The sequence below is a fragment of the Marinomonas phaeophyticola genome (assembly GCF_026966905.1).
Taxonomy (GTDB): Bacteria; Pseudomonadota; Gammaproteobacteria; order Pseudomonadales; family Marinomonadaceae; genus Marinomonas; species Marinomonas phaeophyticola.
In genome coordinates this window covers 1-25,981 of record NZ_JAPUBN010000024.1, presented here as the reverse complement: position 1 = coordinate 25,981, position 25,981 = coordinate 1, and the positions used below count along the sequence as shown (strand labels likewise).

Annotated in this window: 18 protein-coding genes, 2 rRNA genes and 1 pseudogene; 10 read left to right on the top strand and 11 right to left on the bottom strand. The window is 41.8% G+C overall.

Features of this window, described 5'->3' with window-relative positions; genetic code table 11:
* Positions 1-15: 15 nt before the first annotated feature.
* From panC to dksA, 7 genes are all read right to left on the bottom strand, one after another.
* A complete protein-coding gene (gene panC / locus O1D97_RS18440; RefSeq protein WP_269127661.1) occupies positions 16-867 on the bottom strand; it encodes a pantoate--beta-alanine ligase in 852 nt (283 codons plus the stop codon).
* Between the two features lie 2 nt (positions 868-869).
* On the bottom strand, positions 870-1,691 hold the full coding sequence (gene panB, locus O1D97_RS18435; RefSeq protein ID WP_269127659.1) for a 3-methyl-2-oxobutanoate hydroxymethyltransferase: 822 nt from the start codon (positions 1,689-1,691) through the stop codon (positions 870-872).
* Positions 1,692-1,701: 10 nt separating this feature from the next.
* Positions 1,702-2,178, bottom strand: coding sequence for a 2-amino-4-hydroxy-6-hydroxymethyldihydropteridine diphosphokinase (gene folK, locus O1D97_RS18430; RefSeq protein ID WP_269127658.1), 477 nt, complete (start codon positions 2,176-2,178; stop codon positions 1,702-1,704).
* The gene (gene pcnB / locus O1D97_RS18425; protein WP_269127657.1) at positions 2,171-3,628 is read right to left on the bottom strand and encodes a polynucleotide adenylyltransferase PcnB; all 1,458 of its coding nucleotides are present in this window, start codon (positions 3,626-3,628) and stop codon (positions 2,171-2,173) included. The genes folK and pcnB overlap by 8 nt, the downstream gene beginning before the upstream one ends.
* A gap of 520 nt (positions 3,629-4,148) precedes the next feature.
* Complete coding sequence (locus O1D97_RS18420; RefSeq protein WP_330221511.1) at positions 4,149-5,516, bottom strand: sigma-54-dependent transcriptional regulator; 1,368 nt, start codon at positions 5,514-5,516, stop codon at positions 4,149-4,151.
* A 124-nt stretch (positions 5,517-5,640) separates the two neighbouring features.
* Positions 5,641-6,528: a tRNA glutamyl-Q(34) synthetase GluQRS gene (gene gluQRS / locus O1D97_RS18415; protein WP_269127656.1), complete on the bottom strand. Its 888-nt coding sequence runs from the start codon at positions 6,526-6,528 to the stop codon at positions 5,641-5,643.
* 34 nt (positions 6,529-6,562) lie between these two features.
* A complete protein-coding gene (dksA, locus tag O1D97_RS18410; RefSeq protein ID WP_428981138.1) occupies positions 6,563-6,997 on the bottom strand; it encodes an RNA polymerase-binding protein DksA in 435 nt (144 codons plus the stop codon).
* A gap of 175 nt (positions 6,998-7,172) precedes the next feature.
* Here dksA and O1D97_RS18405 point away from each other — a divergent pair, with 175 nt between their 5' ends.
* The gene (locus O1D97_RS18405; protein WP_269127654.1) at positions 7,173-8,339 is read left to right on the top strand and encodes an aminotransferase class I/II-fold pyridoxal phosphate-dependent enzyme; all 1,167 of its coding nucleotides are present in this window, start codon (positions 7,173-7,175) and stop codon (positions 8,337-8,339) included.
* A 64-nt stretch (positions 8,340-8,403) separates the two neighbouring features.
* Here the strand turns inward: O1D97_RS18405 and O1D97_RS18400 are convergent, their stop codons facing one another.
* Positions 8,404-9,735 carry a sulfatase-like hydrolase/transferase gene (locus tag O1D97_RS18400; protein WP_269127653.1) on the bottom strand — a complete coding sequence of 444 codons (1,332 nt, stop codon included), beginning with the start codon at positions 9,733-9,735 and terminating at the stop codon, positions 8,404-8,406.
* Positions 9,732-10,247, bottom strand: coding sequence for a DUF3413 domain-containing protein (locus O1D97_RS18395; RefSeq protein WP_269127652.1), 516 nt, complete (start codon positions 10,245-10,247; stop codon positions 9,732-9,734). Before O1D97_RS18395 ends, O1D97_RS18400 begins: the two co-directional genes overlap by 4 nt.
* Before the next feature lie 53 nt (positions 10,248-10,300).
* Here O1D97_RS18395 and O1D97_RS19975 point away from each other — a divergent pair.
* Positions 10,301-10,758: pseudogene (locus tag O1D97_RS19975) on the top strand (RDD family protein).
* On the opposite strand, the gene lptG reads toward O1D97_RS19975, so the two are convergent.
* Together lptG and lptF are read right to left on the bottom strand one after the other, a co-directional pair.
* The gene (gene lptG / locus O1D97_RS18385) at positions 10,751-11,812 is read right to left on the bottom strand and encodes an LPS export ABC transporter permease LptG (RefSeq protein ID WP_269127649.1); all 1,062 of its coding nucleotides are present in this window, start codon (positions 11,810-11,812) and stop codon (positions 10,751-10,753) included. The pseudogene O1D97_RS19975 and the gene lptG overlap by 8 nt on opposite strands.
* Positions 11,809-12,900, bottom strand: coding sequence for an LPS export ABC transporter permease LptF (gene lptF / locus O1D97_RS18380; RefSeq protein WP_269127648.1), 1,092 nt, complete (start codon positions 12,898-12,900; stop codon positions 11,809-11,811). Before lptF ends, lptG begins: the two co-directional genes overlap by 4 nt.
* Positions 12,901-13,025: 125 nt before the next feature.
* Between lptF and O1D97_RS18375 the strand changes: the two genes are divergently transcribed.
* From O1D97_RS18375 to O1D97_RS18340, 8 genes are all read left to right on the top strand, one after another.
* On the top strand, positions 13,026-14,489 hold the full coding sequence (locus O1D97_RS18375) for a leucyl aminopeptidase (RefSeq protein WP_269127647.1): 1,464 nt from the start codon (positions 13,026-13,028) through the stop codon (positions 14,487-14,489).
* Between the two features lie 239 nt (positions 14,490-14,728).
* Positions 14,729-15,115 carry a hypothetical protein gene (locus O1D97_RS18370; RefSeq protein ID WP_269127646.1) on the top strand — a complete coding sequence of 129 codons (387 nt, stop codon included), beginning with the start codon at positions 14,729-14,731 and terminating at the stop codon, positions 15,113-15,115.
* A 222-nt stretch (positions 15,116-15,337) separates the two neighbouring features.
* Entirely contained in the window at positions 15,338-18,121 is a 2,784-nt protein-coding gene (locus O1D97_RS18365; RefSeq protein ID WP_269127645.1) for a valine--tRNA ligase, read from the top strand.
* A gap of 77 nt (positions 18,122-18,198) precedes the next feature.
* Positions 18,199-18,438, top strand: a complete 240-nt coding sequence (locus O1D97_RS18360; RefSeq protein ID WP_269127644.1) for a cold shock domain-containing protein — start codon at positions 18,199-18,201, stop codon at positions 18,436-18,438.
* A gap of 59 nt (positions 18,439-18,497) precedes the next feature.
* Positions 18,498-18,974, top strand: a complete 477-nt coding sequence (tadA, locus tag O1D97_RS18355; RefSeq protein WP_269127643.1) for a tRNA adenosine(34) deaminase TadA — start codon at positions 18,498-18,500, stop codon at positions 18,972-18,974.
* Between the two features lie 129 nt (positions 18,975-19,103).
* Positions 19,104-23,000: a phosphoribosylformylglycinamidine synthase gene (gene purL / locus O1D97_RS18350; protein ID WP_269127642.1), complete on the top strand. Its 3,897-nt coding sequence runs from the start codon at positions 19,104-19,106 to the stop codon at positions 22,998-23,000.
* Positions 23,001-23,371: 371 nt separating this feature from the next.
* A 16S ribosomal RNA gene (locus O1D97_RS18345) occupies positions 23,372-24,909 on the top strand.
* 393 nt (positions 24,910-25,302) lie between these two features.
* Positions 25,303-25,981: ribosomal RNA gene (locus tag O1D97_RS18340) — 23S ribosomal RNA — on the top strand; the annotation flags it as partial.

Below are 25,981 nucleotides of genomic sequence, written 5' to 3'. Positions count from 1 at the left end.
AAAGTACGTTATAAATTAGTGTAACGTGATGCATAAGTTGTCTATAAGTCTTGCTTTTCCTAAATAAGCGGCGACTAAAATGACCAATTCTTTCTCATCCTGAGTTGGCTTTTTTAATGAGTGCTGTGAACGAATTTCAAAATAGTCTCTTGTGAATCCGGCTTTTTCTAATCGCTGTTGTGCGCGCTCGCTAATCTCTTCAAATGAATATTTTTTTGACTTTATTTCAGCTTCCGCAACTTGCAGGCTTTTATAAATGGCGGGAGCAATCGCTCGTTCGTCAGGAGATAAGTAACCATTGCGAGAACTTAATGCAAGGCCATCTTTCGCTCGAGCAATTTTTTCACCTATAACCCGAATGTTGGAGCTAAGGTCTCTTGCCATATTTTCAATGACTTTGAGTTGTTGAAAATCTTTTGCGCCAAAAATAGCGGTGTCAGGTTGAACAATATTAAATAACTTGGTTACTACAGTTGCCACGCCAACAAAGTGACCTGGACGGCTGGCACCACATAGTATATTTGATATTCCAGAAACTTCTATTTGCGTTTGGCTACGTTTTCCGTCTGGATACATTTCCAGGGCATCTGGAGCGAAGAGGTAATTACAGCCATTTTCCTGAAGCAGTGCTTGGTCTTCTGCGAGTGTTCTTGGGTAGCGTTCAATATCCTCATTGGCGCCAAATTGCATTGGATTAACGAAAATAGAAGCAACAATAATATCGCCTTCATTTTGTGCTCGTCGAATAAGGCTCATGTGGCCATCATGTAAGTTGCCCATGGTCGGTACAAATACGATGCTTCTATCCTTTAGTCGTTCTGTTTTTAGTGCCGCTCTTAATTCTTTAACTGTGTGGCATGTTCTCATAGTTAGAAACCGTGTTCATTTGCAGGGAATGTTTGTTCTTTCACTTCTTGTGCATAGGCTTCGAATGCTTCTTGAATGGAGCGGCCATCGGTTAAAAAATTCTTCACAAATCTTGGGCGTTTACCGAGATTGATGCCAATCATGTCATGTAAAACGAGTACTTGGCCATCTGTGTGTTGTCCAGCCCCAATACCGATAGTGGGTACATTAACCATGTCTGTGATCTCTTTTCCGAGCTCTGTTGGGATACATTCATATAGAAGGATGTCAGCGCCCGCATTTACAAGGTCGATAGAGTCTTGCTTAATTTGCTCGGCGGCAGAGTCACTTTTCCCTTGAACCTTGTACCCTCCTAGCTTGTGTACGGCTTGAGGGGTTAATCCAAGGTGAGCGCAGACGGGAATGCCTCTTTGGGATAGAAGTTGGACGGTATCGCAAAGCCAGCTTCCTCCTTCTAGCTTGACCATATTAGCTCCTGCCTGCATGAGTTTTGCGGCGTTATCAAGAGCTAATTCCGGTTTGCTATAGCTCATAAAAGGCATATCAGCTAATAAAAAGGCATTACTATTACCGCGTTTAACGGCTCTCACGTGGTAGCACATTTCTTCTATTGTCACTGGGAGAGTACTATCTTGTCCTTGTATGACCATGCCCAAAGAGTCACCTACTAGAATTGTTTCAATGCCAGCTTCATTCATAATATGGGTAAAAGTCGCATCGTAGGCCGTTAGACAAGTAAACTTCTCTCCTTCAGCCTTCATTTTTTTTAAATGGCTAAGGGTGACAGGGTTACTAAGTTTTTTCTTTGAGTGGTCAGCGTACATAGTTTTCTTCTTATAAACAGACTAAGTCGGTTGTGTTGATTTGGTGTAAATGCTCTTCTACAGTTTTGCCGTTTGATAATAGCATTTGTGGTGTAATGTCTGCGAGTGGCTTAATTACAAAACCGCGCTCTAGCATATAAGGATGAGGCACAGTCAATCTTGGTAATGATATGATGTCATTATTAATAAGTAGTATATCTAAATCGAGCGTTCTTGGCCCCCAATGTCGCTCTCTAACTCTATGATGGGAGTGTTCTATTGCTTGTAGGGTATCGAGTATCTCAATTGGCTTTAGTGTTGTTGAAAACATAGCCACAGCATTGACAAAGTCAGGTTGATCTTGAGGTCCTACAGGTTTGCTAGAATAAAAGGGAGAAACAGACAGGTTATGTATGTCTGTTCGATCACGTAATTCCTTTAATGCACTTTCTAATTGTTCTAGAGGGTTATTTAGATTGCTTCCTAGCCCAATATATACTTTATTCATGAGACACAGAATCTCCGCTATCTACCGAACTGATTACTCTTTTTGAATTGGGTTTGCGGCGGCGAGGGCGGCGTTTAGCAGGGAGTTTCTTACCATTTTTTAATGGGTCTGCTTTGTTTATTAAATCTAATCGACCCTTATCATTTGCATCTTGAAAATCTTGCCACCAAGATCCCAGGTTATCTAGATCCGAACCGCTTTCTTCTCGAATAAGAATGAAATCGAAGGCCGCTCTAAATCTTGGGTGCTGCTCAAGGGTAAATGCTCTTTTTCCAAACCGTTTTGGCAGTCTGAATTGTAAATCCCAGATTTCCCTCATAGGTGTTGAGAAGCGTCTTGGTATCGATGTATGGGCAACTTGGTTATCTAAGACAAGAGAGGCGGCTTGGTGCAAAGCCGGTGTTTCCGGCAATCCTTGAGCTAAAAATTCTGTGTGGCGATGAAGTACTTTTGGCCAAAGTAGAATGGCGTATAAGAAGTACGGCGCAGTGCTCTTGCCTTCTTGAATTCGATTATCAGTATTTTTTAGGCCTTGTAAAATGAATTTTTCGACATCAATGTGTGGGTTTTTCCAATTACTACGAATAAGGTCATCGGTTTCAGGAAACAAATAGCGGAATAAGCCATATTCTCGTAAAAGATGGTAGGTTGCGACACCATTACCACTTCCCAGTAGTTTTAGTACTTCTTCAAAGAGTCTTGCTGGTGGAATGTGGTCTAGCAAGTGAGCCATATCTTTGATTGGGTTAGCTGTATTTGGCTCGATTTCAAAATTGAGCTTAGCCGCGAAACGAACCGCTCTTAGCATTCGTACCGGGTCTTCTTGATACCGCTGGCTGGCATCGCCAATCATTCTCACCTGTTGTTTTTGAATGTCTTCAAGTCCGCCACAATAATCATGGATACTGAAGTCCGCGACATTGTAATAGAGTGCGTTAAAAGTGAAGTCTCGGCGCTGAGCATCTTGCTCTATGTCTCCCCAGACATTGTCTCTGAGGATTATTCCGTGAGCGGACCGTGCTGAATCTTTGCCTTTTAAGTTGCCGCTATCTCCATTTATCTCTTTGGACTCATCTGTTGGGGCTGAGTTAGCTCTAAAAGTAGATACTTCGATGATTTCTCGACCATAGGTAACATGTACTAATCGAAAGCGTCTTCCTATCAGTCGGGAATTGGAGAAAATAGCGTGGACTTCTTCAGGGGTGGCATTAGTAACGACATCGAAGTCCTTAGGTTCAATATCGATCAGATGATCTCTGACACAGCCGCCTACTAGGTAAGCGTCAAAGCCTTCTTTGTTAAGACGATAAAGCACTTTTATCGCATTTGGACTAAGACCTGAGCGTGATAGAGTGTGTTTGTCTCGCGGTATCACTATCGGATACGTTGCTGATTTGGTAGCAAAGAGTGAACTTGCCTTTTTAGCTAGATATTTAAATCCTGTTAGCATTGGAATACAGACTATTAAATTGACGACAGATGTATTTTACACGTCTAAGACAAATTTTTCACTTGAAATAAAAGGTGTATGAAGAAGTATGAAAAGTAGGGGGTAGGAAAGCGATAAACAAAATAATCGCTTTGGATACATGAAGATATTAGTTCCGAAAACAGAGTTGGTGCTGCTATTGCAGTTCTACTCAAAACTTATTTTTATTATTGCAATGTTTTCATTGCCCGAAGGCTTACATATCTAAAAAGATCAATTATCCAAAGCGATTTTTCTATCCCTAGCCTCAAGTTCTTATTTTTATTTTAAGAGGCTAAGGTGTTCCTGTGTTTTTATTTTTATTTTTTGGAACGCATTTCGACGACTAACTTATTTTTATTATGGTCTATCTTGTTATCGTTGTGTCCGTAATAGAGCATAAGCTGTGCCAGTTTTACTATCTTTATGATGTGTAAGGTTTTTTTGTTTTTTTCATGACAAAAGTTACAATTTTAATGAAAGAAATGTGGGTATTATCGTATCAAGTGTTACTTTTTGTTGTTACTTTTCTGGGTATCCCTAGCTTTTGTCTTCTTTCCCATAAGCTTTTTCTTGAAATGCCCAAAGAATGTGCAAGTTGAGTCTCTGTTAATGCATTTTGTTTCCTTAATATGACGTATTTCAGGTAGCCATCAAGAGTGAGGTTGTCATTTATTTGATTTTCTTCTTTAGGATTTTTAGTTTGTTGTGTTGGTTGTGGAATTTTTAAGTTGAAAGGGTCTATTTTGTGAGAGTCACTTAATATGGTTGCTCGTTCAATCGCATTCTCTAATTCTCGAACATTCCCTGGCCAATTGTGGGCTCTAATGGCTTGATCAAATTCTTTGGTGTATTGAAGTTTGGTTTTGTGGTGTTTTTCACAGGCCTTATAAAGCAGGGTTTCTGCAATTAAAGAAATATCATCCCCTCGCTCTCTTAGAGGAGGAAGAATTAATTCCATAACGTACAGCCGATAATACAAATCTTCTCGAAACAGCCCTTGAGAGACCATCTCTTGTAAGTTCCGGTGAGTGGCCGTGACCAAGCGAATATTCACGTGAGTAGATGAGACTGCGCCAACGCGACGGATTTCTCCCTCTTGTAATACCCTCAATAATCGTGCTTGGGCCTCTAGGGGGAGTTCTCCAATCTCATCTAGGAATAGCGTACCGTTATTGGCCGCGAAGATTAATCCGTCTCTAGCACTAATGGCTCCGGTGAAGGCGCCTTTTTCATGTCCAAATAGCTCTGATTCAATCAGGTTTTCTGGAATGGCTGCGCAGTTAACGCTAATGAGGGGTTGATTCTTTCTATGGCTGAGGTTGTGTAGTGCTTTTGCTACTAGCTCTTTACCTGTGCCAGATTCTCCTCTAATAAGTACGGTAACGTCTGTGCCAGATATTTTTTGCATGTCACTGAAGAGTGATTGCATTGAAGGGCTGCTGCCAATAATGCCATTAGCTAGAATTTGTAAATGGAGTGCTTCATCTTTGCTTCCGGTATTAGCAAATAAGTTGGTCTTTGAGGAGCTTTTGTCAAATAGGTTGATGATGTTTTCTAACAGCTTTTCAGCCGTTATAGGTAATTGTAAATAATCCTGAGCGCCTTCTTTGATCATAAGCGCAGCCTTGTCTATCGTAGGGTATTGGTCTAATACAATGATTGGGCAAGGGGAGAGACTGAAGTTGATGGTTTCGTCTGGAAGTGTCTTAGAGTCGATTAAGATTAAATCAATTGTATTTATGTCGTGGGTTGTTTGTATCTGATTGACATTGTCAGATGAGGTAACGTGAAACCCGCTACGTGATAGCCACTCCGTTGCGGCGCTTAATAAAGAACTTGTTGGATGTATGAGTAGAATGTTTTGCATTTAGGTAGCCATTGTATATGAAAGTATTGCCAATAGGTTGAATGTCACTAATGGTAACGCAGTGTAACGATTATACACTTTGAGCATAAAACTTGTAGGAGGGGTCTGTTGTGTTTTTTTGAACTTAATTTTGTGTGGCTAGGTGGGCGTGTTCGGTTTTGATTTCTAAATGTGTTTGTTGTTTTAAATTGCCTGGAGTCCAGTGTTGAATGGCATGGATAAGTGTTTCTTGAATGGAACAACTATGGCTTTCTGGAATGCATAAATAAGAAAGGGCGGTTTTTAAAATACTGAGTTCTCCATGAGGTAGGGCGCGGGCATGATTTTGTTTACTTATTTTTTGTTTGTGGATATCTAAAATAAGAGGAGTGTGAGCTATGCTAGGGGGCTGCCAATTAAAGAGTGTATAGAGGTAAAGTTGGGTGTCCATGGTATCTAGTAAATCAGCGCCTCTAACAATATGTGTTATTTTCTGTAGATGATCATCAATGACTACGGCTAATTGATAGGAGAAAAATTGGTCTTTACGTTTTAATACGGGGCAATTTGTTTGTTTATTTAGAGAAAAATGCAGATTGCCTTGGATAGGATCTTGATGGTGTAGTTGGGCTTCTTGACTCAGTAATCTCCAAGAATGAGGTTGTTCTATGTCGCTATTACAGGCTCCAATATGCTGATTGTTGTTACTTTGAAGTGTTTGTCGCGTGCAGTTACAGGGGAATACTTGGTGCTGTTTTTTAAGTATGTCTAGATGATCTTGATAAATATGAGAACGTTCAGATTGTAGAGCGATAGGGCCGTCACTTTCTAGGCCATAACTTGATAAGCAGCTTACTATGGCCTCTGTATAAAGAGGCTTACAACGAGTCTGATCAACATCCTCAATTCTAATAAGCCACTTGCCATGATTCTTTTTAGCGTCTAAATAGCTGGCTAGAGCACTCACTAAAGACCCCAAGTGCAGAGGCCCTGTTGGAGAGGGTGCAAACCGACCTACATAGTGACTATGCATGCTTTTAGAGTGGCTTGTCTAGAGGCTATTTAGATTAGCGACCTACTTGTTTTTCTTTGATCTCTGCAAGGGTTTTGCAGTCAATACAAAGAGTAGCAGTAGGGCGCGCTTCTAAACGACGAATGCCAATTTCTATGCCGCAATGATCGCAGAAGCCATAATCATCTTCTTCGATTTTTTCTATCGTTTTGTTGATCTTCTTCACCAACTTACGCTCACGGTCACGAGTACGAAGCTCTAAACTGAACTCTTCTTCTTGGCTTGCTCGATCATTTGGATCGGCATAGTTAACGGCTTCTTCTTGAAGGTGATGAACGGTACGATCAACTTCTTCCATTAAGTTCTGTTTCCAGTTCCTTAGAATATTTATAAAGTGCTCGCGTTGAGCTTCGTTCATATACTCTTCATCAGCCTTCGCTTGATAAGGAGTGAAGTCTTTCATTAATGATTCTGGATTCATATTTGGCATGTTCATTTGCCTCACTTCGCAGGTTGTTTTTAAGCTAACCTGTAAACAATAATTAAGGGTGGTATATTGAGGGCGGAAAACTTATCAAATTATTGATCATGAAACCACACCTTTTAACACTTTCTGTCAATCCTTTTTGAAAAAGGGTGATTTATCTGAGGAATTTAAGCAAATCATGGGAAAACTAGCGAAAAGAGTTGAAGAAATTGCGCCATTTCACGTTATGGCAATTTTAGATAAAGCCAAAATGTTACAGGCTAAGGGCAGGGATGTTATTCACCTAGAGGTAGGTGAGCCGGATTTTGTTGCTGAGTCTTCCGTGGCAGAGGCAGGCATTGATGCTATTCAAAAGCATAACACAGGCTACACCTCAGCGACTGGTTTACCTGAGTTAAAGCGGGCGATTGCTTTGCACTATCAGACTAAATACAAAACGACAGTGGCTCCTGAGAGGATTGTTGTCACTCCAGGTGCTTCTGGTGCATTAATATTGTTGTCTTCCTTGATGGTAGATAGCGGTAATAATGTTTTGATGCCTGACCCTTGTTATCCATGCAACCGTCATTTTTTGGTGCAAGTAGGTGCTGAAGCCAAATTAATTAAGACCGATTCGGAAACTCAATTTGCCATCGATTTAGATGATGTTGAAACTCACTGGGATGATAAAACGACTGGCTTATGGTTGGCATCACCTTCTAATCCAACGGGGGCTGTCTTAGATCGTTCTTATCTTGAAGGGGCTCTGGAAAAAGTTGAAGAACTAGGTGGACACCTTATGGTGGATGAAATCTATCAAGGCTTGGTATACGAGGGAGAAGATATGACCGCCCTGTCTATTTCTGAGGATATCTTTGTGATTAATAGTTTTTCCAAGTACTTTGCTATGACTGGTTGGCGATTAGGATGGATCGTCGTTCCTGAATGGGCGATTGAAGGTGCGACAAAGCTTGCTCAAAACCTATTTATTTCAGCTCCAACGGTATCTCAATATGCCGCAATTCAAGCGCTTCAGCCAGCTGTATTAGAAGAATGTGAAAAACGACGTCAGACTTTAGATAAGCGTCGCCTCTTTTTGTTGGCTGGGTTGGCGCGTTTAGGGCTGCCTGTAGTGGCACCTGCTCAAGGTGCATTTTATGTATTTGTGGATGTATCTCACATAACGGATAACGCCATGTCATGGTGTTTAGGATTGCTGGAAGAGTATTACGTTGCCCTCACCCCTGGAGATGATTTTGGTTTTCATAATGCGCAAAAGTATGTGCGCTTTGCTTATACATGTGATGAGGATCGTTTAGCAGAGGCGTTATTTAGGATTGAGCAATATATGAATCGAGAGAAGTAATATTATACAGAGTAAAAGTAAACGAATGCTTTTTTACTCTGTATTCCTCTCTATGTCAGTGTTCTTATTTATAGAATTGGCTTATTTCATTAAGTACTTCTATTGTCGTTGCTGCTGGCATGGGGAGTTCTGACGGCTGCAGGTTAATATCAGTAACTTCATATTGGCCAGTGGGGTAAGTGGTAATTATCCTATCTTTCATTATGACTCCGTAATTGAAATAACTGTGTACTAATAGCCAGTCTCTGCCCCCTTCTTTAAATAGTGAGTGACCGCTACTGTAGCTTTCCATAGGCTCTGTTACCTTGAATGCCTCTTGTAATAACGTTGGTACGATGTCGTAATGACTAGTGCGATATTCTATTGTTTGGGCGGATTTCTCTGGCCATATAATGAGCAGTGGTACTTGTGTTTGATTAGGCGTGAAGTTACTCCCATGTCCCCAATAGTTTAGTTTGGTTTCATTAAATTCCTCACCATGATCTGATGTAATGATAATAATACTATTGTTATATAGGTCTCTTTGTTTTAAATCTTCAATGACGTTTTTTATTTGACTATCAACAAAGTGTAAGGCTGTTTTGTATCGGTTTTTATATGGAACAGGATCGAAATCTGGCCCTAATTTAATGTGGTCTACTCTGTCCCAATAGGGGGTGAATTTGGGCTCATAATCTTCTGGTGGTGCATATCCGTGTGCCGCATCAAAGAAAAGAAAGCCAACGAAAGGTTCTTGCTGATTTTGATCTAAAAAGGTTTGAAAGTTGCTAACCATCTGTATATCTCTCTGGGACGCGGTATCACCTTCAGTCATAGTAGTAAGGTTTTCTATGCTACTAAAGACATTACGATGGAAGCTAGGATTTATTAATGGCCCAGAACCAAATATCCCTGTGTTATAGCCAGCATTCTGTAATGTTTGAAAGAATACGGGAGCTTGCTGAGCGGCGGTAAAAGCATCCCAATAAGTGGGTGGAAGGGCGTAAAACAGGCTAAAAATACCGCCTTTTGTGACATTGCCTCCACTGTGATGGTCTTTAAAATATTGCGCATTCTTGTCTTTTGTTAATTGGAACGTGTTGGGTGTCGTGTCCCTATCAAAGGTATCCGCTCTCCATGCATCAATAGCAATAAAGATAATATTTGGTTGTTCGCTTATATTAGTTAAAAAAGGCGCCTTTGGGTAAGATAAATCTGAATTACTATGGTTGCGTTTCAGTGACGCTTGTTGATTTACTTGATGTGCATCAATCCAACCTTGTTTAGCCATAAAGCGCACCGCCGTAGCGGGTTGATAAAGTGGTAGGTGGCGAGTCATTCCTCGTATTTCAGTGTTACCATGAGCATCAAACCAAACGTGGATAGCATTTGCGCTTAAAAAACTGATTAGAATCAAAAGGAAGTATCTAATGATGGGTTTTTTTGGTTCTTAGAGACTCTGCTTAATGACATAAGTAGCAGAGTCAATACTATACCAAATATAAATAGCACCCCTGCACTGGTTAATATAAGGGAATACCAAGAGAAGTTGATGATTTGGCTGCCTCCTTCTCCAAACGCAAGGTTCCAAATAAAGCCACTTAAATGAAAGCGGTACAAAGAGTAGACTTGAGTGTCAAGAACGAGTAGTAACAGGAGTGAGGATGCACTAAGCCAAAGAAGAAGTGCGTTGATCACTCTGTTTTTGATTGCGAAAGTGAGTAAGGATATTGGTAAAGTAATGACTATGCCTATAATGCCAATTTGCCCAATAAAAGCCGTACTTAAATAGACAGTTCCTAATGGACTTAATACTTGTATATACGGTAGGTATTGAGATGCCATAAAATAAGCTAAAATAATGCAGGTTAAGCTAAATAACCACGATGCTTTAAACCATTGACTGCGAGTTAAATAGGGTATTGCCATTAGGATGCTCAAGAAACTGAATTGTGGAATATTTGTACAGGCATTATATCTAAATGAATTTTAATAAAGTGACAAAAACTATGGATCTAATAAGGGTAAAACTGTGGCGGCGCTTTGCTGCTGCTTTATACGATAGCTTTCTATTGTTGGCTCTGTATTTTATTTTGGGATGGGGGGCCGTTTTGCTGAATGATGGGGCTGCCGTTGAAGGCCCATGGATGTTTTGGCTGTTATTACTCGTTGCATGGGGCTTTTTTGTGAAATTCTGGTGTCACCCTGGACAGACACTGGGTATGCAAGTTTGGAAAATTCAGGTTGTGTCTGAAGAGGGGGCAAGGTGACGTTACGACAAGCCAGTGCGAGGTTTGTTTTTTCTATTGTTTCATGGGGGGCTTTGGGTTTGGGTTTTTTATGGTGTTTATTTGATAAAGAGAACCGATCTTGGCATGACAAACTAAGCCATACCAAATTGGTTTTTATTGATCATAAAAAGAATAAAAAAACTAGCTAACTCTGCGCATAAGAATAAGACCTATGATAAAGCAAATCATAATAGGTGTAATTACACCTATTAAGGGAGAGAACCCAATCGCTAAACTCATTTTACCAAACAAGCTGAGTCCATTTTGAAATACCAAGCCAATCATAACACCAGAGAATATTCGGCCTCCCATTGTAGATGACCTTAGGGGGCCAAATACGCTAGACAGGGCTACGATGACGAGTGCAATCGAGGCTAGAGGGCTGAGCGCTTTGCTCCAGAATTCTAATTTGTATTGAGTGTTGTCAAGCCCCTGTCGTTCTAAATAGGACTGATATTGATTTGACTGACTTAAAGAGAGTGATTCTGGCTCTTGGGCAGCAAGGAATAAATGCTCAGGTTTTAGCGATGTCTCCCACACGCTAGTTTGAGCTTGTGTTGTTTCAATAGATGTCTCCAAAAAGCGTGTTGTCCTGGTTGAGTGCAGCTCCCATTGGTTATTAGAAAGAGGTGTGGCTGTGTTTGCCTTGCTTATTTGAGTGAGCTTTTGCCCGTCAGGTGTAAAGATCTGTAGGCCATATAGCGTGCCATCTTTATCGGCTGCATTAATATAAATAAATTTTTCCTCTGAGCGGATCCAAACACCACCAGTAAGAGAAAACTGGTTGTCTTGCTGGTTTCTTAGCTTCTCAATTAAGTCGGCTTTTTGTCTTGCTTCAGGGGCTATGTACTCAGTGATTACCATGCCAAAAGCAGAAATGAGTAATATTGGCTTAATGGCAGAGTAACCTATTCGCCATAAGGGTATGCCGGCGGCACGTATTACTGTGAGTTCAGAGTTTGCGGCCATGGAGCCTAGTCCAATGAGCGTTCCTATTAATGAAGCGATTGGGATATAGTCAGTGAACTTACCAGGGAGGCGGAAGATAAGTACTTCTAAAAGCGAACTAATGGGAAATGACGTATTTACCTTTTTAACTTGATCAATAAAAGTTAAAACAAAGTCTATTCCTAATAGGACAAAAGCGACGATTAAAAAGGCCCAAAATATCCCTAATCCTATATGACGATCGAGTTTTTTCACTGATGCTTTCTCTGTTTTGTAAAGGTGAACCCAATAAATTGTAATAGCAGCATGATCGCTAAAGTTAGGAAAATGCCGTGCACCCACCACAGTCCAAATTTGGATGGAATGGTTCCTTTGTCTAGTGCTGTTCTAGCCCAAATTAGCATACCTAAATAAATAATCACTAATACGATGGCTGGTAAAAGCTTAAAAAAGCGCCCTTGTCTAGGATTTACATGGCTTAGAGCGACTCCGATCACCGCAAGAATAGGGATCATCACTACGATAGCGATACGCCATTGCATTTCTACATACTCTTCCAAATTAGAGCTATTCCAAATGGAGCGGGTTGAGCGAGTAACAATATCGGTTATGTCCTCTTTTTCAGTGTCCTCTAGGCGAACTGCATAGGTATCAAAAGAGGTGACTTTATAATTACTTGTCCCTGGTGTTCCTTCATACCGAGTACCTTCTTTAAATATTAAATAATTTCTTCCTCCTTCATCATCTATTTTTACTTGTTCTACATAGGAAGCAAGGGTTTGCACAGGAATGTCCTGCCCCTTCATTCTAATGAAATCTGAGATGAATACGTCATTCATCCAGCCTTCATTCGGAGTTAAACTGGCAACGTACGTGGTTTTTTGTCCTCTTCCTTGAAAACGACCTGGTTTAACAAAGTCAAAGGCGGTTAGTTGATTTTGTTGCTGGGCCGCTTGCTCTACCTGATATTCGCTTGCTGGTGCAATCCAAAAAGTTAAGATGGCATTTAGTATCATGACAATGGAAGCAATTCCCAGGGTGTACCCCGTTAATTTTAGTTTACTTACGCCACAAGAGAATAAAATGGACATTTCATTCTCAACGTACAAGCGGCCGTAAGCCAAAAGCAGTGAGAGGAAAAAAGCGAGTGGCAAAATCATCTGAGCGAAGCTGGGTATATGAAACCCCAAAATGATGAAGAGAAACTCAAACGTCATTTTCCCTTCTGCAGCTCTACCTAGGTAACTGACAAAACGACCACTTATAATGATCAAAAGTAATATAAGTGAAACAGCTGCCGTTGATACTAGAACTTCTTTTGCTAAGTATCTGAATAATATCAAGAGTACCTCATTTGTGTAATGTGTTAATACTTAGAAAGTTGACAATAGATATAAAGTCCCCATTATCACGTGCTAGTATGGTGATGATCCAGTTTTTTTTGAAATTATAATTAGAGGGTTTATAAATGAACACGGCATTATTCGATCGTTTTTCTACAGTTCAAGCCGATTTGGTTGTGGCCTTTGTTCCAAGTGATTCTGCATTACCGGATTCAACAAGTTGGTTAAATGAAAGTTTAGATGGCAGTATTGAGCAGTTAAGAGCGACAAAAGTATTTTCAGGTAAGTTGGCCGAGACGTTATTGTTGCCAGTGACAAATCAAGATTTCGCTCAACCAATTTTACTTGTTGGTATAGGTAAAGATGATGAATTATCTGATGCCCAAGCTCGAAAAGTTATTGCATCGGTAGCATCACAAATAAAAAAATTGCCGTACAAAACAGTGGCGATTGCTAGTTCTGAGCTTGCGATAAAAAAACGTTCAAAAAACAATGTATTGACGTTAGTTGCTCAATGGGTAAACGAAGGTTTTTATGAATTTATTGGCTTTAAGAAAGAACCTGAAATTGCTCCTGATGTGGAAACCATTTTATTGCAAGGTACGGATGAAGATTCGCTTAAAATTGGTGTGGCAACCGCGAAAGGTTCCCATTACGCTCGCCAATTAGGTAATTTACCAGGTAATGTTTGTACTCCAAGTTATTTGGCTTCACAAGCTCAGCAGCTAGGGGACGATTACAAATTAAAAATTGATCTGTTAGATGAAAATCGTATGGATGAGTTAGGGATGCAATGTTTGCTTTCAGTTGGTCGTGGCAGTGATCAACCAAGCTACTTAATTGTAATGGAATATAAAGGCGGTGAAGAAGGTGATGCTCCTCATGTATTACTTGGTAAAGGTATTACTTTTGATACAGGTGGTATTTCCTTGAAGCCTGGTGCGAAAATGGATGAAATGAAATATGACATGTGCGGCGCCGCTAGCGTATTTGGCACAATGAAAGCCATCTGTGAATTACAGCCAAAGATGAATATCACTGCGGTTGTAGCGGCGGCAGAAAATATGCCAAGTGGAAGGGCGACTAAGCCAGGTGACGTTGTAAGAACGATGTCAGGCCAAACGGTTGAAATTTTAAATACAGATGCTGAAGGGCGTTTGGTGCTATGTGATGCTTTGACTTATATTGAGCGTTTCGAGCCTAAGTCTGTCGTTGATATTGCAACCTTAACTGGTGCTTGTGTCGTTGCGTTAGGTAGTGTTAATTCTGGTATGTATGCAAACAATGATACGGTTGCGGCCGATCTTCACGTTGCTAGTACAACTTCAGCGGATAAAATTTGGCAAATGCCTTTAGATGAGGAGTACCAACAGCAGCTGGATAGCAACTTTGCAGACATAGCTAATATTGGTGGTCCTGAAGCCGGCTCTGTTACGGCTGCATGCTTTCTGTCTCGTTTCACAAAGTCTTATCCATGGGCGCATCTTGATATTGCGGGTACCGCATGGGCTGGTGGTGCATCCAAGGGCGCGAGTGGTCGACCTGTGGCTTTATTAACTCAATACCTTCTTGCTAAAGAAAATGCATAGTATTCGCTTACTATAATATTAGTGTTAATAGGCCGTATTGAGCGTTTTATGCGGCCTATTTTTATTTATGTAAAGTAAGTGTTTAGTTGAAAGCGAGTTAAAACGTTGTTTTTGGGTTTTATCTATCTTGATGATTTTTATCATCATGGGTGGTGATCATTTGTGGACTTTTTCTCTTCGCAATGAGAGAGTTATTTGATCCATCTTCTTATAAATTTAATTATTGCTTAGGCGTTGTTATGTCAGACCTTCCTCAAGAACACGAAAACCTAGTGGCTGAACCTGATGAAAATGTTTTGATAGCCGCGTTAAGAAATCAAGATGATATCCCTATTCTAATGGATATAGTCGGAGATCATGTTTCTTTAAGTGTAAGTCAAGAGGTTCATTTATCAGATAAAATGGAGAAGGAGTTTACACAAGAAGATTGTACGGGTGTGGTCGCTGATAATGGTCTTCCAAGAGCATCAAGTGACGTTGAAAAAATATCGCTAACAGAATTTGACTCTGCTCAGCTGCATAAGGCCATTAGTACTGTGATTGAACGTTTGCTTCCTACTATTGTCAGTAATGTTGTGGCTGAACTGACATCAGATATTGATAAAAGATCTACAAAAAAGGATTGAAGGTTTGCTAATAAATCGGAGCTCTTTTTAGTGGAGTGAGCTATTTTTTGTAGAGACGATCCTATTATTAGCGATTAAATGGACCTTTGTAATTACTGTTTTGCCTTGTCTTCGGTGTTTACTTACTTTTGCCTGTTTTTTTATCTCCCTTTGTCGCGTTATACTAACCTCAATCGTTATTCTTTTTTCATCTCATTACATATAGAAGTCTAAGAAACCATAATGGAAAAAACTTACCAACCTCAAACAATTGAACAGCCAATTTATCAAAAATGGGAAGAGTCCGGTTACTTCTCCCCTCAAGGTGATGGCACTCCTTTCTCTATCATGATTCCACCACCTAATGTGACGGGTAGCTTACATATGGGGCATGCATTTCAGCATACCTTAATGGACGCTATGATTCGTCGTGAGCGTATGAGTGGTAAGCAAGCTTTATGGCAGCCTGGTAGTGATCATGCAGGCATTGCAACACAAATGGTGGTAGAGCGTCAGTTGCTTGCTGATGGTATTAAGCGTCATGATTTAGGGCGTGAAAAGTTTCTTGAGAAAGTATGGGACTGGAAAGCGCAATCTGGTGGGACGATTTCAGGACAAATGCGAGTACTTGGTGATTCTGTTGCGTGGGAAAAAGAGCGTTTTACCATGGATCCAGGTATGTCGGCGGCGGTACAAGATGTGTTTATACGTTTGTACGATGAAGGTATTATTTACCGTGGTCAAAGGCTTGTAAACTGGGACCCTAAATTGCACACAGCTATTTCAGATTTGGAGGTCTTATCTGAAGAAGAGAATGGTTTCATGTGGCATTTCCGCTATCCATTGGCGGATGGTGTAAAAACCGCAGAGGGTAAAGACTATATCGTAGTGGCAACGACTCGTCCTGAGACTATGTTAGGAGATGCGGCCGTTGCGGTTGCACCTGATGATGAGCGTTATGCGGATTTGGTTGGTAAAGAAGTATTATTGCCATTAGTTGACCGTCGTATTCCGATTATTGCAGACAGCTATGTGGATAAAGAATTTGGAACAGGGTGTGTAAAAATCACACCAGCGCACGACTTTAATGATAATGAAGTGGGTAAACGCCATGACTTGCCACTGATTAATATCTTTAATGATGACGCTGCGATTAATGATGTTGCACCTGAAAAATATCGTGGATTGGACCGCTTTGATGCACGCAAAGTGATTGTGGCTGACTTTGATGCGCTTGGATTCTTAGAAAAAGTAGATGATCACAAGTTGAAAGTACCTCGTGGTGACCGTTCAGGTGTTGCCATTGAACCGTATCTGACGAATCAATGGTATGTGGCGGTTGAGTCTTTAGCTAAACCAGCTATCGAAGCCGTTGAAAACGGTGATATTCAATTTGTGCCTAAGCAATGGGAAAATACTTATTTCTCTTGGATGCGTGACTTACAAGATTGGTGTATCTCTCGACAGTTATGGTGGGGGCATCGTATCCCTGCTTGGTATGATGCTGAAGGTAAGTTTTACGTTGGTAATAGTGAAGAAGAAGTTCGAACCAAATATCAATTGTCAGCGGATTTAGAATTGTCTCAAGACAATGATGTTCTTGATACTTGGTTCTCCTCTGCTTTGTGGACGTTTGCTACTCAAGGTTGGCCGGAAGAAACGGAAGACTTTTTGAAGTTCAGTGAATCCGATGTGCTGGTTACAGGGTTTGATATCATTTTCTTCTGGGTAGCCAGAATGATCATGATGACGCTGAAATTTACTGATAAAGTCCCTTTTAAAACCGTGTATATTACGGGGTTGATTCGTGACGAAAAAGGTCAGAAAATGTCTAAGTCAAAAGGGAATGTTATCGATCCTTTAGACTTAATTAGCGGTATTTCTCTTGAAGAGCTGGTGTCAAAACGAACATCTGGAATGATGCAGCCTGCATTAGCTAAAAAAGTAGAAAAAGCAACAAGAGAGGCCTATCCAGACGGTATTCAAGCATACGGTACTGATGCATTGCGCTTTACATTATGCTCTTTGGCGTCAGGTGGGCGAGACATTAAGTTCGATCTAAATCGCCTCGAAGGTTATCGTAATTTCTGTAATAAGATTTGGAACGCGACCCGTTATGTGTTGATGAACACAGAAGATCAGAATTGTGGTCAAAATGGTGAAGACGTAACTCTTTCTCTAGCGGATCAATGGATTATATCACGTCTCCAAAGAACTGAAGAAGCGGTTAACCATGCTTTTGATACGCATCGTTATGATTTAGCTTCACAGGCTCTTTATGAGTTTATGTGGCATGAATACTGTGATTGGTATTTGGAGCTTTCTAAGCCTGTTTTGTGGGATGAGAACGCAACCATAGAGCAATTAACAGGGACTCGTCGTACCTTGGTTCGAGTGCTGGAAGTATTCTTACGTTTAGCGCACCCAATGATGCCTTTTATTACGGAAGAGATCTGGCAGAAAGTAGCGCCTATGGCAGGTGTCGAAGGCGATACCATTATGTTGGCGAGTTATCCACAGGCGAACTCTGAACGGGTTAATGAACAAGCCGAAGCGGATGTTGAGTGGGTAAAAGGCGTTATCGAAGGGATTCGTAATATTCGTGGCGAAATGAATATTGCACCGTCGAAACCACTTACTGTTTTAATGCGTAATGGCTCTACAGAAGATCATGGACGTTTGGATGCTAACTTAGCCTTTTTACAAAAACTCGCAAAACTAGAATCAGTAGCCTGGTTGTCCGAAACGGATGAAGCACCTATGTCGGCGACAGCTTTGGTCGGCGATATGGAGGTCTTGGTGCCTATGGCGGGTTTGATTGATAAAGAAGCTGAATTAGCCCGTTTACAAAAAGAAATTGATAAGTCAGAGAAGGATTTGCAACGTATTATGGGGAAACTAAACAATGAAAGTTTTGTTGCTAAAGCCCCTGATGCCGTTGTAGAAAAAGAAAAAGCAAAAGCAAGTGATTTAGAAATGGCGGTTCATAAGCTGCAACAGCAGAAACAGACGATAGAATCTCTGTAAAATTAATACCGTTCTGAAGTCGGGAGCTTAGGCTCCCGTTTTTGTAGGCTCAAAATAAAAAAAAGAGGAAGCCGTGAATGAGTAAGCAATTGGGAAAGGTTAAATGGTTTAATAATGTTAAAGGTATTGGGTTTATTTCTCAGGAAAATGCGTCCGATATATTTGTTCATTATAAATCGATTGCCTTAGAAGGGCATAAAATGCTGAAAAAAGGACAGCAAGTTACTTTTCAAGTGATTCAAACGGAGTTTGGTAGTCAGGCGTCTGAAGTTTTACCAGTCGATGTATCAGAAAAAAGAGACCTTGGTTTTGATTAAGTGTCATAGTGAATGAAGGGGCTGATTTTTTAGTACCTTGCAAAAATAAGGGGCATGCTGTGGATCATGAATACTGGATGGAAAAAGCATTAGATTTAGCGGATGAGGCAGAAGCCAAGAGTGAAATTCCTGTCGGTGCGATTGTTGTACTTGATAATAAAATAATAGGTCGAGGGTATAATGCTCCCATTTCGAATTGTGATCCCACGTCCCATGCGGAAATTCAAGCGATTCGTTCCGCTTGTGAGAACGTAGGCAACTATAGACTTCCGGGATGTCGTCTCTATGTGACTTTAGAACCTTGTTCTATGTGTGCTGGTGCTATTGTGCATGCTCGAATAGAGCAGGTGATTTATGGCGCCGTTGAATCAAAAAGTGGAGTGGTCTGTAGTCAAGGACAGTTTTTCAGCGAACCCTTTTTAAATCATAAGGTCGAGGTGATTGGAGGAGTACTAGCTGAAAAAGCGTCGCAAAAATTGAGTCGTTTTTTTCAATATAGAAGAGCTCAAAAAAAACGGATCAAGAAAATGTGCTGAAATGATGTTTTATAGTCATTTTTTAACTTTATCAGCAATAATCATAAGTCTTTGCTAGCCACTCTTTAGTACCTTGTTTAAAATACGGCAACTTTCCCCAAAACTACTCATAGCGAGGCAATATACGGCATGCTAACTCTGCATGGATCTTCCGCTCTTTCCGCATTTCAAAAGGCCAAAATTCTGTCGTCGATGCAAGGCATTGTACCAACTGTGACAGACATTGATGCTCAATTTTTACATTTTGTAACGCTTGAAGATAGCCAGACCTTGTCTCAAGGCGAGAATGATATTCTTGTTCGAGCTCTGACTTATGGTGCCAAAACATCCAATGTAAAAGAATCCAATGCTCGTTTTTTGGTAATCCCTAGATTAGGAACCATTTCTCCATGGTCTTCGAAAGCGACGGATATTTTGCATAATTGTGGTTTATCTCAAGTGGTACGTGTTGAGCGTGGCGTTCAGTACTTTATTCACAGTCAATCAGAATTGTCAGAAAATGAGTTGTTGCAACTTGTGGGGATTTGTCATGATCGTATGACTGAAAGTGTATTGGCTAATGTTGATCAAGTGGCGCAAATATTCCATCAATCAACGCCGACACCTATGACTCAGGTTGATGTATTAGGTGGCGGTCGACAGGCTTTGGTAGAGGCGAATCAATCCTTAGGACTTGCATTGGCCGATGATGAGATTGATTACCTAGCAGATGCTTTTATGCAGTTAGGGCGCAATCCTAATGATGTTGAACTTATGATGTTTGCTCAGGCAAATTCTGAGCATTGTCGCCATAAGATTTTTAATGCGAGTTGGACTATTGATGGGGTAGATCAAGAGCGCTCTTTATTTAAAATGATTAAGAATACGCACGAGCATAATCCAGAGGGCACATTATCAGCTTATAAAGACAATGCGGCAGTAATGGAAGGACATACGGCTGGTCGTTTTTACCCTGACTCTAAAACAAAAGAGTATGGGTTTAATCAGCAGCCAATTGATATTTTAATGAAGGTGGAAACACATAATCACCCAACCGCGATCGCTCCCTTCTCTGGTGCGGCAACGGGGGCCGGCGGTGAAATTCGAGATGAAGGTGCGACTGGGGTTGGTTCTAAGCCAAAAGCAGGTTTAACGGGGTATACCGTTTCTGATCTTAAAATCCCTAATTTTGTGCAGCCTTGGGAAAGTCAATATGGCAAACCTAATCGAATAGTATCACCGTTAGATATTATGATCGAAGGTCCTATTGGTGGGGCGGCCTTTAATAACGAATTTGGTCGTCCAAATATATTGGGTTACTTCCGCACCTATGAAGAGACAGTAGCTGGGCCTATGGGCGCAGAAGTCCGCGGCTACCATAAACCTATTATGTTGGCCGGTGGCTTGGGTAATATTCGCAGAGATCATGTTGAGAAGGATGAGATTCCTGTAGGCGCTAAGCTAATTGTTCTTGGTGGTCCTGCTATGTTGATTGGCCTTGGTGGCAGTGCCGCGTCATCGATGGCCTCTTCAGATGGTAACGAAGATCTAGATTTTGCATCTGTTCAACGTGGTAATCCAGAAATGGAAAGACGTTGTCAGGAAGTCATCGACCGTTGCTGGCAGTTGGGAGAAAATAACCCCATCAGTTTTATTCACGATGTAGGTGCGGGTGGTTTATCGAATGCTTTACCAGAGTTAGTTAAAGATGGAGAGCGTGGTGGTAAGTTTAACTTAAGAAGTGTGCTTAATGATGAGCCTGGCATGACACCATTAGAAATCTGGTGTAATGAATCCCAAGAACGGTATGTTATGGCCGTACCTCCTGAACGCTTAGCGGAATTTAGTGCGTTATGTGAGCGTGAACGTTGCCCATTTGCCGTTGTTGGTGAAGCAACAGAAGAAATGCATTTGTCCGTCGACGATACGATTTTTGCCAATCAGCCAGTTGACCTTCCTATGTCAGTGTTATTTGGTAAGCCACCAAAGATGCACCGTCAGGCGTCAAAAGAAGACATTATGGGCGATTGTTTTGATGCCTCGTTGGTTGATTTGAGAGAAGCAGCGAATCGCGTTTTATCATTACCAACAGTGGCGAGTAAGAATTTCTTGATTACGATAGGTGATCGTTCCATAACCGGAATGATAGCTAGAGATCAAATGGTTGGCCCATGGCAGGTTCCAGTAGCGGATGTAGCGGTAACTACATCCTCATTAGATAGCTACACGGGCGAGTCTATGTCTATGGGTGAACGTACACCATTAGCGATATTGAATGCACCTGCGTCTGGACGAATGGCTGTTGGCGAATCTTTAACAAACTTGGCCGCCTCTTTGGTTACTAAGCGCAGTGCGATTAAACTATCTGCAAACTGGATGGCTGCAGCGGGTCATTTGGGCGAAGATGAAAAACTGTATGAAACGGTAAAAGCCGTCGGTATGGAATTATGTCCAGCATTGGATATTGCTATTCCTGTTGGTAAAGACTCTATGTCGATGAAAACGGTATGGGAAGAAGATGGAGAGAAGAAAAGTGTCGTTTCTCCACTTTCTCTTGTTATTACGGCTTTTGCACCTGTGTCGGATGTTCGTAAAACCTTAACCCCTGAATTAGTAAATGATGCGTCTACTAGTTTAATTTTATTGGATCTAGGTGAGGGTAAAAATCGTCTTGGTGGATCTGTATTGGCTCAAGTGTATAACCAAATTGGTAATACGGTTCCCGATGTTGATAAGCCAGAAGTATTAGCCGCTTTCTTTGATGTGATTCAATCCCTGAATTTAGATGGCAAATTATTAGCTTATCATGACAGATCGGACGGTGGCTTATTTGCAACATTAACCGAAATGTCATTTGCCAGTCATTTAGGGCTGAATGTTCAGCTTGATAATATAGCAGCGAATCAGCAAGAAGTGGCGGCGGCCCTGTTTAATGAAGAGCTTGGAGCCGTGATTCAGATCCGCAATAGTGATAAAGCAGATATATTGCGTTTGTTAGAGTCGGTAAGTGTACCTGCATTTGAAATAGCGACTCTTAATGATAAAGATCAAATCGCAATTTCCTACCAAGGTGACCTAGTACTAGCAGAAAGTCGAACTCATTGGCAGCGTGTTTGGTCAGAGACAAGTTTCCGTATTCAATCTATGCGTGATAACCCGGATTGTGCTCAACAAGAGTTTGATGCGTTATTAGATGAAAAAGATCCAGGCCTTTATAGTCGTTTAACATTTGATATTAATGAAACACCGTCATTTGTTGCTAAGGATGTGGTTAAGCCCAAAATTGCAGTGTTACGTGAGCAGGGCGTTAATGGTCATGTGGAAATGGCGGCCGCTTTTCATAAGGCCGGTTTTGCTCCTTATGATGTACATATGAGTGATATTCTTTCTGGGCGTGTCAGTCTTGAAGCGTTTAAAGGTTTGGTTGCTTGTGGTGGTTTCTCCTATGGAGATGTACTGGGTGCTGGTGAGGGCTGGGCTAAATCGATCTTGTTCAATAAAGTTGCTCGTGAACAGTTTTCAGCTTTCTTTGCAAGAAAAGACACATTTGCTCTAGGTGTATGTAATGGTTGTCAGATGCTTTCGAATTTACGAGAGCTTATCCCTGGAACGGATCATTGGCCTAAATTTGTTCGTAATGAATCTACACAGTTTGAGGCGCGTTTGGTTCAAGTTGAAGTTCAAGCTTCAAACTCGATTCTTTTTAAAGGCATGGAAGGTTCATCGATGCCAATTGTTGTCGCTCACGGGGAAGGGCAAACAGAATATAGAGAATCGGGTGATTACGATGCTCTGGTAGCTAATGCTCAAGTTTCTTTGAGATATGTTGATAATTATGGCAATGCGACAGAGCGGTATCCGTTTAACCCTAATGGTTCCGCGAATGGTGTCACTGGGCTTACCTCAGAGGATGGTCGAGTAACGATTATGATGCCCCACCCTGAACGAGTTTATAGGACTGTTCAGCATAGTTGGCATCCACCTGAATGGCAAGAGCAAGCGCCTTGGTTGCGTTTATTCCAAAATGCACGTAAATGGTTAGGCTAAACTTAAGCTAGAAATGTGAAAAAGCCCTATGCAAAACGAGTTTTTGGATGGGGCTTTTTTGTGTCTAAAACTTTTTTTAAAAAATATAAAAAAATCCCTTGCCAAAAAAAAGAACAAGGTAATATACGCATCCACTGAGACGCAGTTCGCCTCCAAGCATTGGTGTGAACAAGTTGCTCTCAACGCTCTTTAAAATAGTTAATCAGATAATTTGTGTGGGCGCTCGCTGGAGACTTCGAAAATATTTTGAAGTCTTACGAGAGTCCAAACACTTTCAATTCGTTCATGTTTGTTTGATTTATCAAACAAACATGTAAGTTTAGTTAGAGTTAAATTTGAGTAAGCACGCTGATTTATCAGCAAAAGATCTTAAACTGAAGAGTTTGATCATGGCTCAGATTGAACGCTGGCGGCAGGCTTAACACATGCAAGTCGAGCGGAAACGATGTAGCTTGCTACAGGCGTCGAGCGGCGGACGGGTGAGTAACGCGTAGGAATCTGCCTAGTAGTGGGGGACAACATGTGGAAACGCATGCTAATACCGCATAATCCCTACGGGGGAAAGGAGGGGATCTTCGGACCTTTCGCTATTAGATGAGCCTGCGTGAGATTAGCTAGTTGGTAGGGTAAAGGCCTACCAAGGCGACGATCTCTAGCTGGTCTGAGAGGATGACCAGCCACACTGGGACTGAGACACGGCCCAGACTCCTACGGGAGGCAGCAGTGGGGAATATTGGACAATGGGCGCAAGCCTGATCCAGCCATGCCGCGTGTGTGAAGAAGGCCTTAGGGTTGTAAAGCACTTTCAGAGGGGAGGAAAGGTAATTGATTAATACTCGATTGCTGTGACGTTACCCTCAGAAGAAGCACCGGCTAACTCTGTGCCAGCAGCCGCGGTAATACAGAGGGTGCAAGCGTTAATCGGAATTACTGGGCGTAAAGCGCGCGTAGGTGGTTTGTTAAGTCGGATGTGAAAGCCCAGGGCTCAACCTTGGAATGGCACCCGATACTGGCAGGCTAGAGTACGATAGAGGAGTGTGGAATTTCCTGTGTAGCGGTGAAATGCGTAGATATAGGAAGGAACATCAGTGGCGAAGGCGACACTCTGGATTGATACTGACACTGAGGTGCGAAAGCGTGGGGAGCAAACAGGATTAGATACCCTGGTAGTCCACGCCGTAAACGATGTCTACTAGCCGTTGGGTTGTAATGACTTAGTGGCGAAGCTAACGCGATAAGTAGACCGCCTGGGGAGTACGGCCGCAAGGTTAAAACTCAAATGAATTGACGGGGGCCCGCACAAGCGGTGGAGCATGTGGTTTAATTCGACGCAACGCGAAGAACCTTACCTACTCTTGACATCCAGTGAATCCGAAAGAGATTTTGGAGTGCCTTCGGGAACACTGAGACAGGTGCTGCATGGCTGTCGTCAGCTCGTGTTGTGAAATGTTGGGTTAAGTCCCGTAACGAGCGCAACCCTTATCCTTATTTGCCAGCACTTCGGGTGGGAACTTTAAGGAGACTGCCGGTGACAAACCGGAGGAAGGTGGGGACGACGTCAAGTCATCATGGCCCTTACGAGTAGGGCTACACACGTGCTACAATGGCGCATACAGAGGGCTGCGAACTAGCGATAGTAAGCGAATCCCACAAAGTGCGTCGTAGTCCGGATTGGAGTCTGCAACTCGACTCCATGAAGTCGGAATCGCTAGTAATCGTGAATCAGAATGTCACGGTGAATACGTTCCCGGGCCTTGTACACACCGCCCGTCACACCATGGGAGTTGATTGCTCCAGAAGTAGCTAGCTTAACCTTTCGAGGAGGGCGGTTACCACGGAGTGGTCAATGACTGGGGTGAAGTCGTAACAAGGTAGCCCTAGGGGAACCTGGGGCTGGATCACCTCCTTAAACGATACGAAGCTCTGGTGAGCGTTCACACAAATTATCTGATGACTACTTTATAGCAGCAATTGTTCTAGGATAGAGTCCTAAGCAAGGGGTTGATGAAAGCGATTATGTGATGACCAGTCATCATAATGTTCGCGTTATTCATGAATGTCTGACTTAGTGCTTTGCACTAAACTTGCTCTTTAACAATGTGACTTTTTGAAATAGACGATAATCAAGCGTCAAACCGGTGGAAAGCATCTTTCTCTTTATTGAGAATAACCTGGATGACTTTCTAAATCGTAAAATCCAGTGATGACACAAAAGCATCGTTGGTATGTGATCTGAGTGTTGTTTTGATACTGACTTTTCTTTTAGAAAAGTGAGGGATTAAAAAACTACTTTGGGTTATATGGTCAAGTGACCAAGCGTGCACGGTGGATGCCTTGGCAGTCAGAGGCGATGAAGGACGTGGTAATCTGCGATAAGGTTCGGGGAGTTGATAAACAAACTTTGATCCGAACATTTCCGAATGGGGAAACCCACCCGCTTGCGGGTATCATTAAGTGAATACATAGCTTAATGAGGCGAACTCGGGGAACTGAAACATCTAAGTACCCGAAGGAAAAGAAATCAACCGAGATTCCCTAAGTAGCGGCGAGCGAAAGGGGATTAGCCCTTAAGTTGATTTGGTGTTAGTAGAACAAGCTGGAAAGCTTGGCCGTAGAGAGTGAAAGCCTCGTATACGAAAACACCTTTTCAATGAAAACGAGTAGGACGGGACACGTGGTATCCTGTCTGAACATGGGGGGACCATCCTCCAAGGCTAAATACTCCTGACTGACCGATAGTGTACCAGTACCGTGAGGGAAAGGCGAAAAGAACCCCGGCGAGGGGAGTGAAATAGAACCTGAAACCGTGTACGTACAAGCAGTGGGAGCGGACTTAGTTCCGTGACTGCGTACCTTTTGTATAATGGGTCAACGACTTATTTTCAGTAGCAAGGTTAACCATTTAGGGGAGCCGTAGAGAAATCGAGTCTTAATAGGGCGTTTAGTTGCTGGGAATAGACCCGAAACCGGGCGATCTATCC